This window comes from Chitinophaga eiseniae, assembly GCF_900167135.1.
Taxonomy (GTDB): domain Bacteria; phylum Bacteroidota; class Bacteroidia; order Chitinophagales; family Chitinophagaceae; genus Chitinophaga; species Chitinophaga eiseniae.
This window is the reverse complement of record NZ_FUWZ01000002.1, coordinates 584651-601597: the sequence shown is the minus strand read 5'-3', so window position 1 is coordinate 601597 and position 16947 is coordinate 584651. Positions and strand designations below refer to the sequence as shown.

The 16947-nt window shown below is 49.8% G+C and carries 13 protein-coding genes; 9 read left to right on the top strand and 4 right to left on the bottom strand.

What is annotated here, in order from left to right:
• The first annotated feature begins 9 nt into the window (after nucleotides 1-9).
• The gene (locus B5D63_RS11950) at nucleotides 10-369 is read left to right on the top strand and encodes an MmcQ/YjbR family DNA-binding protein (protein WP_159455994.1); all 360 of its coding nucleotides are present in this window, start codon (nucleotides 10-12) and stop codon (nucleotides 367-369) included.
• Between the two features lie 4 nt (nucleotides 370-373).
• On the opposite strand, the gene B5D63_RS11945 is transcribed toward B5D63_RS11950, so the two are convergent.
• Nucleotides 374-1159 carry a sulfite exporter TauE/SafE family protein gene (locus B5D63_RS11945; RefSeq protein ID WP_078669034.1) on the bottom strand — a complete coding sequence of 262 codons (786 nt, stop codon included), beginning with the start codon at nucleotides 1157-1159 and terminating at the stop codon, nucleotides 374-376.
• Between the two features lie 216 nt (nucleotides 1160-1375).
• Between B5D63_RS11945 and B5D63_RS11940 the strand changes: the two genes are divergently transcribed.
• A complete protein-coding gene (locus tag B5D63_RS11940) occupies nucleotides 1376-2071 on the top strand; it encodes a hypothetical protein (RefSeq protein WP_078669033.1) in 696 nt (231 codons plus the stop codon).
• Here B5D63_RS11940 and B5D63_RS11935 read toward each other — a convergent pair whose 3' ends face one another.
• From B5D63_RS11935 to B5D63_RS11925, 3 genes are all read right to left on the bottom strand, one after another.
• Nucleotides 2072-3409, bottom strand: a complete 1338-nt coding sequence (locus B5D63_RS11935; RefSeq protein WP_078669032.1) for a Gfo/Idh/MocA family protein — start codon at nucleotides 3407-3409, stop codon at nucleotides 2072-2074.
• Between the two features lie 359 nt (nucleotides 3410-3768).
• Nucleotides 3769-5541, bottom strand: a complete 1773-nt coding sequence (locus B5D63_RS11930; protein ID WP_078669031.1) for a DUF885 domain-containing protein — start codon at nucleotides 5539-5541, stop codon at nucleotides 3769-3771.
• A gap of 116 nt (nucleotides 5542-5657) precedes the next feature.
• Nucleotides 5658-7025 (bottom strand): 3-keto-disaccharide hydrolase, encoded by a 1368-nt coding sequence (locus B5D63_RS11925; RefSeq protein WP_078669030.1) that lies wholly within the window; start codon nucleotides 7023-7025, stop codon nucleotides 5658-5660.
• A gap of 217 nt (nucleotides 7026-7242) precedes the next feature.
• On the opposite strand from B5D63_RS11925, the gene B5D63_RS11920 reads away from it, so the two are divergent.
• The 7 genes from B5D63_RS11920 to scpB all read left to right on the top strand — a co-directional run.
• Nucleotides 7243-8235, top strand: a complete 993-nt coding sequence (locus B5D63_RS11920) for a hypothetical protein (RefSeq protein ID WP_078669029.1) — start codon at nucleotides 7243-7245, stop codon at nucleotides 8233-8235.
• Nucleotides 8229-8999, top strand: a complete 771-nt coding sequence (locus B5D63_RS11915) for a hypothetical protein (RefSeq protein ID WP_078669028.1) — start codon at nucleotides 8229-8231, stop codon at nucleotides 8997-8999. Before B5D63_RS11920 ends, B5D63_RS11915 begins: the two co-directional genes overlap by 7 nt.
• Nucleotides 9000-9245: 246 nt before the next feature.
• Nucleotides 9246-12248: a SusC/RagA family TonB-linked outer membrane protein gene (locus B5D63_RS11910; protein WP_078669027.1), complete on the top strand. Its 3003-nt coding sequence runs from the start codon at nucleotides 9246-9248 to the stop codon at nucleotides 12246-12248.
• Between the two features lie 24 nt (nucleotides 12249-12272).
• On the top strand, nucleotides 12273-13895 hold the full coding sequence (locus tag B5D63_RS11905; protein WP_078669026.1) for a RagB/SusD family nutrient uptake outer membrane protein: 1623 nt from the start codon (nucleotides 12273-12275) through the stop codon (nucleotides 13893-13895).
• Nucleotides 13896-14000: 105 nt separating this feature from the next.
• Nucleotides 14001-14582 (top strand): DJ-1/PfpI family protein, encoded by a 582-nt coding sequence (locus tag B5D63_RS11900; protein ID WP_078669025.1) that lies wholly within the window; start codon nucleotides 14001-14003, stop codon nucleotides 14580-14582.
• A gap of 189 nt (nucleotides 14583-14771) precedes the next feature.
• On the top strand, nucleotides 14772-15656 hold the full coding sequence (atpG, locus tag B5D63_RS11895) for an ATP synthase F1 subunit gamma (protein WP_078669024.1): 885 nt from the start codon (nucleotides 14772-14774) through the stop codon (nucleotides 15654-15656).
• 104 nt (nucleotides 15657-15760) lie between these two features.
• Nucleotides 15761-16947 (top strand): SMC-Scp complex subunit ScpB (gene scpB, locus B5D63_RS11890; RefSeq protein WP_235021518.1); only part of this gene is annotated, 1187 nt, incomplete at its 3' end.

Genomic DNA, 16947 nt, shown 5'->3' with positions numbered 1-16947 from the left:
CCTGCTGCTATGTTTGACAATGCCCTTGATTATTGCCAGTCTTTACCGGCCGTTACCACTGAGAAAAAGTGGGACAACGAACTGCGATTTTTTGTAGGCGAGAAGTTATTTTGTATGATTTCTCTCGACCCGCCGCACCGCATTTCTTTCAAATGCACGCCTAACCAGTATCATCAGCTGATAGCGAAACGGGGTATTGTGCCGGCGCCGTATCTGGCGCGCTACCACTGGGTGCAGCTGCAACAGGAGGATATTATGCCGGGCCCGGAGCTGGAGCATTTCCTGCATGATGCCTATGATCTTATCCTTGGGACTTTACCGCCGTATGAGCAGGAGGCCATTGAAAAGCTCCGCAAGCTGAATGCCTGATGGTTTATTTCCAGAGTGTGAAGAAGATGTCGTACAGGCCGAAGACAACGAGTGTGCCCGCAAATAACTTTTCGAGTAGCGGGGTCTTCATTTTTACTGCCGTTCTGGCGCCCAGGTAGGAGGCCGGGAAGGCGGTCAGGGAAAGCAGTAGTGCAATGTTCCAGTCGATATGCCCGAGGCACCAGTGTGTGATGGCGCCGGGAACGGAAAGCACCGCAGAAAGGATGACCGCACATGCCAGCGCCTGTTTGATAGGCATTTTCAGCCGGCGGATAAAGAAAGTGCTGAACAGGATACCTCCCGCATTGGCCAGCAGGCCCGAAAGAAACCCTATAAACAAAGCAGCTCCCACAATTTGAGAAGCCTTAATATCGTTGCTGTTGACCGGTGTTTCCACAGAAGCCCCCTTGTGGCGAAGGTAGGAGTATAGCAGAGAACCACCCAGTGTTACGATGAAAAGCGCCGTCATGATCATCAGCGTTTTCCCCGGCAGATAGCTGCTGCACCAGGAGCCCAATATGGTGGCCGGTACCCCGAAGGCCGCTCCCAATACCACCACCCGTTTGTTGAACAGCTTTTCCCGGCTATATACCGCCGTGGCGGAAAGGGTACTGGAAATAGATGCCGGTAACGGGGATGCGAGGGCAAAAAATGGATTTACACCCGCAAAAATCTGTAGCGCAGGAGTACTGATGGCACTGCCGCCTTTGCCTAAAAGGCCCGATAAATAACCGACTACTACCCCTATGACCAATACTGGCAGGTAGTTGGATTGTTGTAAATACTCCATTTAATCATCCCTCCTTCGGGAACGTGCAAACTAATGGTTGGTGGTTGGTTTGTCTCAATTACAGGTTCATCAAAAGTAGGGGGCATTGATTAATTATAACGATAACTAAAAGTTATGGGAGATAACAATATATTATATTTATTGATAGTCTATAAAGCTAATGAACTGAATATTCGTTATTTTCATACCGCTAACGTATAGCAGTTAAATTGTGATATGACAAAGAAAGTGGATTTCCCCAATGCTGATTACTCCTTGCAATGGTTGTACAAGGACCCGGACCAGCATATCTATGAAGATTACAACACGATCGGCGTTCCCGACGAGCGGATTTTTGAGGATATCCACCGTGTATTGGAGATATTGCAGACGGCACAGTTGTTAATACCCACTAACCTGAACCGGTCCAGGAAGTTTGAGTTTTCCGGTACAGGTATCGATGATATTGTGGCGGAGATACGGCAATGGGTGCGGTCCCGGGTGGTAAAGCAGAAACTGTCTGTTTATGGCCACGGGATCGTGAAATTACCCAACGGGGAAGAAGCGGTGCTGAAAGACATGGTGCAGGTGGCAGACCTGCGGTTTACCGAGAGAAGTTTTAAGATCGCTACCACCAAAAACATCTGGGTGCCGGTGGTACAGGATGATGCAGATAACTATAAATGGCAGATAGGGCTGGCGGAGCTGAATGCGCCGCGGCTGGAAAACTGCCTGGCTGCCGTATTTCATAAGCTGAAGCTGGAAGTGACACCGGGACTGGAAGAAGAAGACCGTACCCAGCCGGTGTGGCAGAAGGGGTTTAAGCTGTATCCTTCCCGGGAAGCCATTGAAAGCGCCTATATAGAAGATCCGCCCCCGCCCAGTTTCGACATCGCCAAATACCTGCTGCCCAAAACGGGGGCGGACCACTGATTATATTTTAGGCGTCCAGCCTTTTTCATATTCCCTGCTCCATAGTTTCATGGCTTCGGCATCGTTGAGGATGCGGCCATTGGAGGGATCGGTGTGCAATACCCTTCCTGTGCGCTGTGCAATGTTGCCCAGCAGGCAAAGGAGCGTGCTTTTATAACCGGTATTGATTTCAGAGTTGAGGGTGGCTTTTCCGCGGATACTTTCGAGGAAGTTGTTGATGTGAACGGCGTCATAGAATTCGCCGGCAGGACTTACCGTGTTGGTCACGCTTTGGTTAGGATTAGCGGCCTGCTTCACTTCTTTTACCACTTTGTTTTTATTGTCCACGATTTTATAGCTGTCGCCGCCGGAATTGTACAGTGCGCCCTGTTCGCCGAAGATGGCGAATCCGCGGCCACTGCCTTCCAGGGTGAAGGGGTCGCAGCTGCGGCCTTCCCAGGCAACGGCTTTATTGCCTTCAAATTCGAAGTTCAGGGTCTGGGTATCAGGCGTCTCCCAGTCGTCTCCCGAAAATGAGTAACGGCCGCCGGCGGAGGTGACTTTCGTGGGGTATTCCAGGTCCATGAACCAGCGAAGACAGTCCAGTTCGTGGGTAGCGTTATTACAGGTTTCGGAGGTGCCCCAATGCCAGCGCCAGTGCCAGTTGTAGTGTACAATGTTATCCAGGTAGTCTTTACGTGGCGCAGGGCCCTGCCACAAGTCCCAGTTGAGGGTGGAAGGCACCGGGATTTTTTTGCCCACGCCGATAGGTTGACGGTCGTTGACGTACCATCCGCGTCCGTAGTGTACTTTACCGAGGATGCCCTGTTCTTTTACTTCTTTGACGGCCTGTTGCAGATTGGGCCAGGAGCGGCGCTGGTTGCCCATTTGCACGAGGCGGTTATATTTTTTCGCTGCTGCTACCAGTAATTCACCTTCATGGGGATTATGGGAGCAGGGTTTTTCTACATATACGTGTTTACCGGCAGCAGTGCCCATGATGGCGGCGGGAGCGTGCCAGTGGTCGGGCGCCGCTACTATCAGCGCGTCGAAATCTTTTTGTTCCAGCAGTTTGCGGATATCTTTTATCACCGCAGGTTTGCGGTCCTGTGCGCCGGCGACAGCTTTCAGGCCTTTTTCGATGGCGCCGTCTTCCACATCACAGATGTAGCCGATTGCTGCGCCCGGCAGTTTGGCCGCCACCTGGGCCAGCCAGTTGCCGCGGGAGTTAACCCCCATCACACCCAATACTATTTTATTGCTCGGCGCCTGTTTGCCAAATACCGGGAAGTTCAGGATCGTCAACCCGGCCCCTACTCCGGCCATGGAAGTGGTTTTGATAAAGTCTCTTCTTTTCATAACGTATCTCTCCAATTGAAATAATATGTTTTTAGCAATCGGTTGCAGAGGTAAAATAACAAGAATATTTCAGGGAGGATATAAAATTTTGATGAAGGGTCGCGTAGTTGATTTAGTCAATGGCCTGCATTGAGAGAAACGGAAATAGCGTCGAGGAACATTGAAAAGAGAGGAATGCGCTGCCCACAACGGAAAAAACGAACTACTGACGGCTTTGGACAACATTGTGGCCCGGCGTGCGAGTTCCGGGACAACAATGTGTCCTCAACGAACGTTGCAAACGAAACCGTGGGTATCGTAAAAGCAACGCCGCCCGGCTAAGGTAGTCGGACGGCGTTCGTGCAGTAAGAAAGAAATGCCTATTGACCGTAAAACCGCGTCATTTTCTGTTCGAGTACAGAAAGCGGCACGCAACCGTCTTTCAGCAGTTCATCATGGAAGGCGGGGAGGCTGAATTTATCGCCCAGCGCCTTAGTATATTTTTCCCGCAGTTCACGGATTTTCAGTTCTCCTATTTTGTAGGAGAGTGCCTGGCCGGGGATGGCCATATAACGTTCTATTTCAGCGGTGGCGTCATGTTCAGACACCGGTTCGTTGTCCATCATATATTTGATGGCTTGTTCGCGTGACCAGCCTTTATGGTGCATACCAACGTCAACGACTAAACGAATAGCGCGATGTATTTCGTCGGTCAGCCGGCCGAAGTACATATACGGATCGGTGTACAGGCCCAGTTCTTTGCCGAGGCTTTCGCAGTACAGGGCGTATCCTTCGCCGAAGGCGCCCACCCAGGTGAAGCGGCGGAACTTAGGCAGGGAGTCGTTTTCCTGTTGCAGGGAGAACTGGAAATGGTGACCGGGAATTGCTTCATGCAGGAAGAGGCTTTCCATACCGGGGTACGGGAACTCAGCTGCATTCAGGATCGGCACATAGAAGATGCCCGGACGGGAGCCGTCGGGATTACCGGGCTGGTATTCTGCGGAAGCAGAGGCGGCGCGGAAGGCTTCAGTTTGTCTGATCTCGAATTTGGATTTCGGGAGATGACCATACATTTTTTTGACACCGGGCATGATTTTATTTTCGATGGCCTTGAAGGAATCGAGGATGGCGCCGGGTGTTTTGAAGATGCGCAGTTTTTTATCATTGCGTACTTCCGTGAAGAACGCGGCCAGGTCGCCTTTGAAGCCGACGTTGTTTTTCACTTCTTCCATTTCCCCACGGATGCGGGCTACTTCGCGTTCGCCGAGGGCATAGATTTCATCCGGTGTTCTGTTGGTGGAAGTCCAGGACCGCACGAGATACTCGTAGTATTTTCTGCCATCCGGAATACCTTCAATGCCACTGGTTTTGCGGGCTTTGGGCAGGTATTCGGTTTGCATGAAAGTATATAGTTTCCCGTATGCGGGGAGGATGTATTTTTCGATGGCGGCCGTATAATCGGTTGTCAGCTGCTGTTTGGCGGCCGCATCGAGGGAGTCCGGCAGTGTTTTGAGTGGTGCGTAATAAACGTTGGCGGTATCTTTTTTTGCCAGGTCTTTCAGTTGCGGCAGTGTTTTGATCACCAGTTTCTCCGGCAGTACATAACCGGTGGCGATGCCTTGCCGCATATTGGCTATAGCGGTATCCGCCCAGGCAGCAAAGCCTTCCATGCGATGCATGAAGTTTTCGTAGTCCTTCTTTGTTTTGAATGGCTGCGCTGCGGAGCCGGAGCCCAGTTGCGCCAGGGTGATGGGCAGACAGGTGAACTGCTGTACCGGCATCAGGTAGTCGTGATACGTGAGTGCTTCCCGGTTGAGTCCGAGCTCCCGTTGCAGCATATCGTAAGTAATGCGGTCGTTGCCCGACAGCCCAGCGGTATCGATGCCTTTCAGAGCCTGTTGATAGGCGGCATAAAAGGAATCGGCACGATGACGGAAGTCTGCGCCAATATCTACCGGCAGCTGGTCATTGTATCTCATGTCACCGTTGAAAGTGGCCTGAAGTGGTTGCAGGGCCATATTGCTGTCGTAGTAGCGCTCCACCAGCTGATGAAGGGAGTCCCCCGGGGCTTGTTGGCTGTTGCGGGAACCTTGCTGCTGACAGGCGGCGGCCGTCAGCAAACTGCCCGCTAACAATAAAGAGGCGTATTTCATGTTGTGTATGGATTAAGGAAACAATTTAATCAAATCCCCAAAACAAAAAAGCATTCCGAAGAATCGGAATGCTTATTTAGAACAGTGAACAATGAAAAAAAAGATAAAAAATATGTTTATTTCAATACTTTAATTCTGATGTTTTTAAAGGACACCTCATTACCATGGTCCTGTAACAGGATGTGTCCTACCGGCCATAAACCAAAATTCTTCCAGTTTTTGTATTTGCTGATCGCCACCAGGTCTTTGAAGGCTTGGGAGCCCCGTTCATATTCCAATACTTTAAAACCGTTCAGCCAGTGCTCTACGTGGTTATTTGGATACACAATAATACGACCTTTGTTCCAATCTCCAATAGGTAGCAGGGCACGTTTTTCCTGTTTTCTTGTCATGAGGTCGTAAAGTGAGGCCAGCGTCCGGTTTCCGTCACGTCCCAGTTTGGCGTCCGGGTGCTTTTCGTCATCCAGGACCTGGTATTCCAGCCCGATCGCCGATTTGCCGCCGGTTTCATATGATTCATTTACGAAATATTTGACCCCGCTATTTGCGCCAGGCGTGAGTTTGAAGGTAAATTCCAGTTCAAAAGCGCCATATTCCTTTTCGGTCACGATATCGCCGCCGCTGCCTTCTTCATCGCCGTTAGAGTGCATAATGGTCAGCACACCGTCCTGGATATGCCAGCCTTTGGCGGGGAAGTCCTTCCGGTAGGCGCCTCTCCAGCCTTTGGTAGTTTTACCGTCCCACAGCAGCTGGAAACCGTTCTTTTTCTGTTGACCGGAAACGGTGTTATCCACATTATTCACCACATAGATATTGTCATATGGAGAATATTGGGAAGCCGTCGGCTTGTCGATGATACGGATATTTTTCCAGTAGATATGTTTGTTTTCGTCGGCCGTATTTTTACCGATGCCATGTACCTGCAGTGCGATGAAGCCTTTCGGCAGCGCCGTATCTACCAGGTGTGCGGTCGGAACGCCGTTTACCCAGGTACGGATTTCATGGCCGCGGCATTCGATGCGGTATTTGTTCCAGTCGGTCGGTTTGAAGGCATTTTGCCCGGCAGGGTTTAATTCCAGCGGGTATTGCCAGCCCCGGCGGCCTTCTTCGTAGACGCCGCCGCTCCATTTGCGGTCAGACGGGTCTATTTCCATCTGGTAGCCAAATACGCGGCCGTTCTGATAGTCGTCGCGGCTCTGGCTGCGGAACTGGATGCCGGAGTTAAAAGGGGCGCCCAGTTTAAATTCCAGCTCGAGGATGAAATCGCCGTATTCCTTATTGGTAGCCAGGAAGGAGTTGGGCGTGCCGGTAACCGTGGTACCGACGATCTGCCCGTCCTCTACATTGTATACGGCTTTGCCACCGAGCTGTTTCCAGCCGTTCAGATCTTTACCATTAAAAAGTGTCTGCCACTGGCCCTTTTGTGCAAACATGCTGCCGTACATACAAAGCAGGCTGCCACATAATAAAATCGTCTTTTTCATAACTTTTATACTGGAATGAGGACGTCAAAATAAACAATGAAAATGATTTTTACAACCGATTGCAAAATAAATCTTTCCTAAAATGCTTGTGCTGCTTCAGGAAGGTAAACTAACGAACTTTGATGACACGGTAGGGTAAAAAAGAACAATAAAGTTAGTTTTTTGTAATAAAGTAAGTAACTTTATTAGATAAAAATAACTTTATTATCGCCTGTAAATGGAGCTTGAAAGATACATAAAAGATATATTGGGTAATCACTTTACGCTGGCCGATGTACCCAAAGAGGCACTGGCTTTACTACCCTTATATATAAAAGAAGAATATCACATAAGTCAGGGGGAGTTTTGGGGCTATCCGGTCATATTGATGGCATTAAAACAGGACCTGGACTTCCATACCCAGCGGACAGAGAAACACTTACAGACTATCGCGGACATTTTCCAAAGGAAAGTTGTACTGGTAATGGAAGAGATGCAAAGCTATACCAGGCGCCGCCTTATTGAGAAAAAAATAAACTTTATTGTTCCGGGTAAGCAGTTGTTTCTGCCTGAGTTGTTAATTGATTTGCGAGAACGATTTTCCAGGAATTATGGAAATAAGACGGATACACTTATTCCCTCGGCACAGCAACTTTTTCTCTACTATATGTTACATCGGCATAGCAAAATTCAACTAACAGATTTGACCCTGAAGGAAATTGCCAAAAAGTTTAATTATACACCCACAGCAATTTCCATGGCAGCAGAAAATCTAAAGAAGTTCGATTTGTGTGATATAAAAGGGTCTAAGGAGAAGAACATCGTTTTTAAAGAAGACAGGCCTGCGCTTTGGCATATGGCACAGAAACATCTTGTAACGCCAGTGTTAAAAGAGGTTTTTATAGATAAAATACCTGATAAACGAGTGCTGGCCAGTAATGTTTCTGCGCTTCCCGAATATAGCGACATGAACCCCGGAGCGCAACAATACTATGCCATCGAAAAGAAGCACTACTATCATTTGAGGGCAGCCGGAGCACTGGTAAACGAAAACCCGGATGAAGGGCAGATTTGTCTTGAAGTATGGAAGTATGATCCGTATGTACTCACATATGGTATCACGGAAGATTCAAATGTAGACCCGCTGTCGCTATTTCTCAGTTTGAAGGACAATGAGGACGAACGTATTGAAATGGCACTTGATCAAATAATTGAAAAATTTATATGGTAGACGGCATCACGGCGTTTAGAAACTATTTTAACGCGTATACAGATAATTACATCATCATAGGTGGCACCGCTTGTGATATTGTCATTAGTAGCGCCGGACTTACTGCCCGGGCAACGAGGGATATCGATATTATACTTGTCGTTGAGGCATTGACACCCGAATTTGTAGCACAGTTCTGGCTCTTTGTCCGGGAGGCTGGTTACAAAAAAGCGGAAAAAAGTGAAACAGACCGCAAATATTATCGGTTCAGGGAACCTGAAAACTCAGACTATCCCTTTCAGATAGAGCTTTTCTCGAGAGTGCCGGATTTGCTTGATGTCCGACCGAACTCCCATCTCACGGCGATACCTGTTGACGATAAGGAGCTATCTAGCTTGTCGGCTATTTTAATGAATGATGACTACTATTATTATACGTTGCAACATTGTTCCAGGGAGTCTGAACTTCACAGGGCCAATATCGAGGCGTTAATATGTCTCAAGGCCAGAGCATACCTGGATATGATAAAAAGGAAGGAGCAAGGCGAAAATATTGACACAAAAAATATCAAAAAGCATAAAGCAGATATTTTCCGGTTAAGCGCGCTGTTGACGGACAATGATAATTTTGAACTTCCTCCCACCATTTTTGACGATTTACAATATTTTATCGAGCTGATAAAGAATGACTTACCAGACAGTACTATGATTAAAAGCATGGGATTGCAGCACGTAAAACCTGATACTTTGTTTTCGCAATTGAAAAAGTGTTTTAAACTGGATTAGTGCTTGTTATGCCATGTACCAGGCTCGTTTCAGAAACGCTACCGGAAAATTTTTTTAAAAAATCCTGCGCCCGAAAAAACTTCCTGTCTCCTATACTGAGAATCATTTCTCTCCCTTCCTTCCACTTTTCAATCTAAAAAAAATACTGCTCCAAAATTGCAATCGTTTGCATCTCTGCAAATAATTACTATTTTGGGCTGGATAAGTTAGTACCCAATTTCCATTTTTGAAAAACTGATAAACGTTATGAATAGGATTTCACGCTTATGTTTTGCAGCGTTATGCCTGCTGCTATGCCATCAGCTCGCTCAAGCACAATCCAAACAAGTGGAGGGGAATGTACTGGCAAAAGATAAGTCCCCCCTGGTAGGCGTTACAGTCGCCGTTAAAGGCGGTACTTCCGGTACACAGACCGACGCCAATGGACACTTTAAATTGCAGGTCCCCAACGCCTCCGGTGCGGTCCTTGTTTTTTCCTTCATCGGCTATACCCGGCATGAAGAGCCTGTCACCGGCCGCGGTGTTATCAGCATCGTGCTGGAAGAAGACCAGAAAAAGCTGGAAGAAATTGTAGTGGTAGGCTACGGACAGCAAAAGAAAAAAGATGTGACCGGCTCCATCGCCTCTGTCAGCAGTAAAGCAATACAGGAAGTGCCGGTAACCAACGCCCAGCAGGCGCTGCAAGGCCGCACACCAGGCGTGGACGTGGTCAGCAACAGCGCCAAGCCCGGAGATGAACCCACCGTCCGCATCCGCGGTACCCGTTCTCTCTCCGCCGGTAACGATCCGCTCTACGTGATAGACGGCATCCCCTATTCCGGCAGCCTGAACGATATCGGTCCTGGTACGATCCAGTCCATGGAGATCCTCAAAGACGCCTCCGCTACCGCCATCTATGGCTCCCGCGGCGCTAACGGCGTAGTGCTGATCACCACCACCCGCGGTAAAACCAGCCGGCCGGTAGTGACCTATTCCGGCTCTTACGGCATGGTGAAAAACCTCGGACAGACAGACCTGATGAATGGCGCACAGTTCGCAGAAATGCGCCGCGAAGCCTACCGCACCATCGGCAGATATAATGACAACAACCGCGACTCGTCTGACAAAGCCATCTTTGTTCCCCAGGAATACGCCGGCATCCAGAAAGGGACCAGCACCGACTGGCAAAAACTGCTCCTCTCTACCGGCTACCAAACCAACCACTCCATCGGGGTGAACGGTGGCACGGAGAAAACCAAATACGCCGTCGGCCTTGGCTACTTCAAAGACCAGGGCGTTCTGAAACTGCAAAGCTATGAGCGCTATAACATCAATATCAGCCTCGATCAGATGATCGGCTCCCGCGTGAAAGTCGGCGCCACCATGCTGGCATCCTACAGCAACCGCAAAGGAGAAACCTACAATGGTATCAATAACGCCATCCGTATGCTTCCTATCTCCTCTCCCTACGATGACAACGGTAACCTCATCACCTTCCCGAACAATGACAGCAACCTGCCCAACCCGTTGCTCGACTATGAAAACGGTAACCGTGTCGAAAACCGCAAACGTTTTCGCCTTTTTACCAGTCTGTATGGTGAAGTGGAAATTATCGACGGACTGAAATACCGGCTCAACGTTGGCCCGGATATCTCTCAATTCAACTACGGCCGGTTCCAGGGTAAGAATAACTTCGACCTCCTCATTGGCGGTGGGGATGCTACCGCCTCCAAAACCAGCGGCGAAACGATTGCATACACCGTGGAAAACGTTGTCACCTACAACAAAACATTTAATAAGAAACACAACATCGGCTTCACCGGTTTATACAGCGTACAAAGACAAAGAGGCGACAGCTCCACCGCCAATGTACGCGGCGTAATGGTGGAAGCACAGGAATATTACAACCTTGGTCAGGCCATGAACGTGACCGGCGTAGGCAGCAGCCTCGGCACCTGGACCATCCTGTCTTACATGGGACGCCTCAACTACGGCTACGACGACCGTTACCTCGTTACCCTCACCATGCGTGCGGACGGTTCCTCCCGCTTCGCTCCCGGACAGAAATGGGGGTATTTCCCCTCCATCGCCGCCGCCTGGAATATGAGCAACGAACAATTCCTGAAAAGCAGCCGTAACGTCAGCCACCTGAAGCTGCGCGCCAGCTTCGGCCGCATCGGTAACACCGGTATCGATCCGTATGCTACACAAGGTCTGCTGGCCCGCATCCCATACTCCTTCGGCGGAAAAGGCGTACTGGGCTATACGCCGCAAATGCTGCGTAACCCCAACCTCACCTGGGAAACGACCACCTCCTTCGACGCAGGGCTGGATTTCGGCTTCTTTAAAGACCGGTTGACCGGTACCATCGATTTCTATAAACAGAAAACCACCGACCTGCTCATGCCTTTCCTGCTGCCCTACAGCAACGGGTTTAACAGCGTGCTGCAGAACGTAGGCGCTACCAGCAACACCGGCTGGGAAGCTGCACTGACCGGTATCATCATCGACAATCCCAATGGATTTAACTGGAGCATGGACGTGAACTTCTCCCGCAACCGGTCTAAAATCCTGGAACTGATGGGCGGTAAAAAAGAAGATATCGGCAATGGCTGGTTTGTTGGTCAGCCTACCTACGTGTATTACGATTATAACAAAATCGGCATCTGGCAGACAGGTGATAAATACGATGGTTTGAACTATAAGCCCAAACCGGGAGAAATCAAAGTAGAAGACACCAACGGCGATAAGAAAATCGACGCCAGCGATCGTAAAATACTCGGTACACCGCAGCCCGACTGGACTGCCGGCATGACCCAGCGGCTCTCGTATAAAAACTTCGAATTGTCCGTCGTAGCTTTTGCTCGAATAGGCGGTATGGTGAAAAGTGATTTCTACCAAAATACCAATACCCTGTTCGGCCGTTTCAATAACCTGAACATCAACTACTGGACGCCCTCCAATCCGACCAACGACTTCCCGAGGCCCAACGCCAACCAGGAACGCCCGGTCAACTACCAGTCACTCAGCTATTTCGACGGCTCCTTCTTTAAAATCAGGAACATATCCCTCAGCTATGCGTTGCCTGAAGCCACCGTTAAACGGATGCAGATGCAGGGCCTGCGCTTCAACGTAAGCGTAAAACAACCGCTCATCCTGGCGCCATACAGGCAGAAATACAAAGGAGTAGATCCTGAAGATGTGAACGTTATCGGTATTGACGCTCCCGCCACCTGGATGCTGCAGTTTGGTGTGAATGCACGGTTCTAATTTTTTCAATCAAAAACATTCAACATGAAAAATATCTTGTGGGCATTAGCATTAACCGCACTCGCCGGTACCGGGTGTAACAAAATGCTGGAGGAAGATGTGGTTTCCAACGCAACCGACGATTTCTATAATACGCGCAACGGCTTCACCACCGCCGTAAATGCGGGTTACGCCGGTATGCGCATCTTCTACAGCACCGAAAGAGGCATGACCCTCACCGTTGCCGGAACAGACACTTACACCAACGGCTCCGACGGGAACTTCAAGTTCGCCAACCAGTATACCTCACAGCTGGATGCCCGTTACGACCACGTGAGGGACTTGTGGAACGGTTTATACCAGGCGATCAATAACTGTAACGTGGCAGTGGACCGCGCAGACCTGGTACAGGGCATCGACTCCGCCACCAAAACCAAAGGCGTGGGAGAAGCGCTGTTCTGCAGAGCGCAGTACCATTTCCTGTTGATGCAGACTTTCGGTAACATACCCTTACGGCTGCACGAAAATAAAGTGATCAATACCGAAGCCACCCGCGATTCCACCACCAAAGTATACGAGGCCATTATCGCTGATCTGACGAGGGCGGCACAATACCTGCCACCTACGCAGAGCGACTGGGGGCGCGCCACCAAACCTGCTGCAGAGCATCTGCTGGCAAGGGTATACCTTACCCGTGCATCTTCGCCCGATGCCAAACCGGATGATTATGCCAATGCCGACAAATACGCAGAAGGCGTGATCAAAAATTATGACTTAAAACTGCTGGACGATCCCGGAAAAGTATGGGCGCAGGGTAATGAAAAGAATACAGAGACCATCTTCGCTGCGCAATACACCACCGATCCGCTGTATGCGTCGCCGGACAATAACGCCTGCCGTTTCTTCCTCATGCAGTACGATGTGCTGGCCGGTATGCAGCGCGACCTGCCCAATGGTACGCCCTGGAAACGCTTTAAGCCAACCGGTTTCCTGATCGATACCCTCTACAAGGAAAGAGTGCATGATACCCGCTACGAAAAATGGTTCACCACCGTTTGGTTTGTAAACAAGCCGGTCACCACCCCATGGATGATGAAAATGGGCGATACCGCCGTATACATGCCGGGCCGTCCGGTAACGCCGGCGGAAGTAGCCAGCAAACATTACCTGCTGGTGGGCTCCGATAAATACACGGAGAAGCTGTATCCGTCGCTCAATAAATTTGCCGACGCCCTGCGGCCCGACAACCAGGCATCCGGCGTAAGGCCTTTCATCGCCTTCCGCCTGGCAGAAACTTACCTGATTGCAGCCGAAGCCCTGTACAAACTGGGCAATGCACAGGGGGCCGCTGATATGGTGAATGCCGTGCGCATGAGAGCTGCCCGCCAGGGCACTACGCCCGCAGAAACCCAGGCCCACCAGCTGGCCATGAAAATAGCCGCCACCGATATCAATATCGATTTCCTGCTGGACGAAAGAGGTCGGGAACTGATCGGGGAGCAACTGGCCTGGTTTGACCTGAAACGGACCGGTAAACTGCTGGAAAGAGTAAGGAAGCACAACCCGGAAGCATCCGCCAATATCGATGAACATCATTTGCTGCGCCCTATTCCGCAGGACCAGATAGACAGATCGTCTACCCCCTTCCCGCAGAACAAAGGTTACTAACCATCACTTCATGATTTCTTAACAGGCGCTCCGGGCAATACGTCCGGAGCGCCTGCTTTTATCCCGTTATTTTGTGTATCTTGAAGCACTTAAAAAAGTAACCATATGGCACAGAAGAAGATTTTATTGCTGACAGGAGATTTTGCGGAAGATTATGAGACCATGGTACCTTTCCAGATGCTGCAAATGATTGGGCACGAGGTACACGCGGTATGCCCTGACAAGGCTGCCGGCGATAAGATAAAAACAGCTATCCACGATTTCGAGGGGGACCAGACCTATACCGAGAAGCCCGGTCACGGTTTTGTGCTGAACGCTACTTTTGCCGATATCTCAGTCGGTGAGTATGATGCGCTGGTGATTGCCGGTGGACGGGCGCCCGAATACCTGCGGCTCAATAAGAACGTGATCGAGCTGACCCGGCACTTCTTTACAGAAGATAAGCCGGTGGCCGCTGTTTGCCATGGTATCCAGATCCTGACCGCTGCCGATGTGGTGCGCGGCAAGAAACTGACGGCTTACCCAGCGGTGGCGCCGGAGGTAACCGCGGCAGGCGGCACCTACGTGTCTGTTAACGTGACCGAAGCGGTGGTAGACGGTAAACTGGTAACCGCACCGGCATGGCCCGCCCATCCCCAGTGGATTGCAGCATTTCTGCAGGTACTGGGCACCACGATCACCCTATAATATTTAGTCGAATATTTTTATATTTATATATAATTGATAATTAGATCTTAAAAGAAAGGTCTAATTATCTTCCTCACGGATTTTCAAATTATACCTTCATTGCTTACCTTTGCAGCCAAATTCAGGAAATCAACAGCCTGAATGCATGATCGTCAAAGTAATTTGTCATTCCGTAATTGATTAAAATATATGTCCGGACAGCTTAAAGAAGTTCGTAACCGAATCAAATCTATTCAATCTGGTCAGCAGATCACAAAAGCCATGAAAATGGTGAGTGCTGCGAAATTAAGACGTGCACAGGATGCCATTTTACTGATGCGTCCTTACGCCTTGAAACTCCAGGAAATGCTGCAGAATATTGTTTCCAACAGCGAAGGCAATATCAGCACCCCCCTGGCGGCACAGCGTGCGGTTGAAAAAGTACTGATTGTGGTGATCACTTCAGACAGAGGCCTGTGCGGCGCCTTCAATTCCAATCTGATCAAAACGGCTAAACGCGTGATCCGCGAGAAGTACCAGGAGCAGTTTGAAGAAGGTAAAGTAGAAATACTGCCTATCGGTAAAAAAGGGTATGAGCATTTTGCCCAGAACGGTTACAGAGTAATCGACAAATACTGGCAGCTGTTCGGCAGCCTCACCTTCGAAAACGTGAAAGAGGCAGCTTCTGTAGCATTGAACGGTTTCGTTGATGGTACTTACGATGCGGTGGAAATCATCTACAGCGAATTCAAAAACGCTGCCACACAGGTATATGTTTCCGAACAGTTCCTGCCCATCGCCAAAGTGGAAAACGACGAAAACAGCAAACTGAAAGCAGATTTCATCTTTGAACCACAAAAAGAAGTGCTGATCGCAGAACTGATGCCGAAAATCCTGAACACCCAGTTCTTCAAAGCGGTACTGGACTCCCACGCTTCTGAACACGGCGCTCGTATGACTGCCATGGACAAGGCTACTGAAAACGCCCAGGAACTGCTGCGTACACTGAAGATTTCCTACAACCGTGCCCGTCAGGCCGCCATTACCACCGAGCTGACAGAAATCGTGAGCGGCGCCGCTGCACTGGCAGGTTGATAACACTACGTCAATACTGAATATTGAAATATTTTCAGATTAGGGTCAAAGACTGTATTTTTAGTCTTTGACCTTTTTTTGTCATTCACACCTCTGATAGCAACATGGAAATATCACAGCTCATCCCACATGTGGAAGCACTTATTTTTGCAGCCGATCGCCCCTTACCCCTGCTGGAAATAGTGGAGTTGCTCAATAACGCGCTGGCATTCCTGGAAGACCGCGCCACGCTGGAGCAGGTAGAAGCAGCCATGGAAGCCATCAGGGAAAAATACAGCTCTGAATTCTACGCCTTCGAGATCCGCAGCAGCGGCGGCGGATACCAATTCATGACCAAAAAGGAATATTATCAGACCGTGGCCCAGCTCAACGGGGATAAATTCCTGAAACGCCTGTCCACCGCCGCTCTCGAAACGCTGGCCATCATCGCTTACCGTCAGCCGATTTCCAAAGGGGAAATCGAATATATCCGCGGCGTCAGCACAGACTATTCCATCCAGAAACTACTGGAGAAAGAACTGATCGTTATCTCCGGGCGTAGTGAAGATCTGCCCGGTAAACCCTTACTATATACTGTTTCCCGTTCTTTTATGGATTATTTCGGTATCAATTCCGCTGCCGATTTGCCCAAGCTCAAAGAACTCTTCGAAGAAGATCTCGTGCAGCCCACGCTGATTAACGACGATACCGCCACCATCGGCCGCGGAGACCAGGCTGAAGCGGAAACTACTCACACTATGATGGTCTCCGAAGACGGTGAACTGCTGGACCCGGACCATGAGCTGGACCAGCTGGAGTCCACCGGAGAACTGCCCGCAGCGGAAGACGAAGAAGTCGAACCGGACGATGAAATCATCGCCTTTAATACCTATACCACAGAAGAGGTCACCGAAGACGCTCCGGTCCCGGAAGATGCCGCCGTTCCCGAAGTAACCGATGAGGAACAGGACGAAACACCCACCGGCGAAGACGTGGCGGCTGAAGGCGCCCAAATTACCGGGGAAGAAACAGATATGTCTACCGACGAGGAAATAGCCCCGGAAACGGATGAACCGGAAGAAACTCCCGCCATTGACGATGAAGCCACCGGAGATACGGAAACAACTGAAGACGAACACGGCGACGAAGATCCTGACGGAATAATGGAAGACGCCCTGGAAGTGCCTTCAGAAGATGATGAAGCCGGATTGGATGACGACGACGATGAGGATGAGGATGAGGATGAGGATGAGGATGAGGATGAGGATGAGGATGAGGATGAGGATGAGGATGAGGATGAGGATGAGGATGA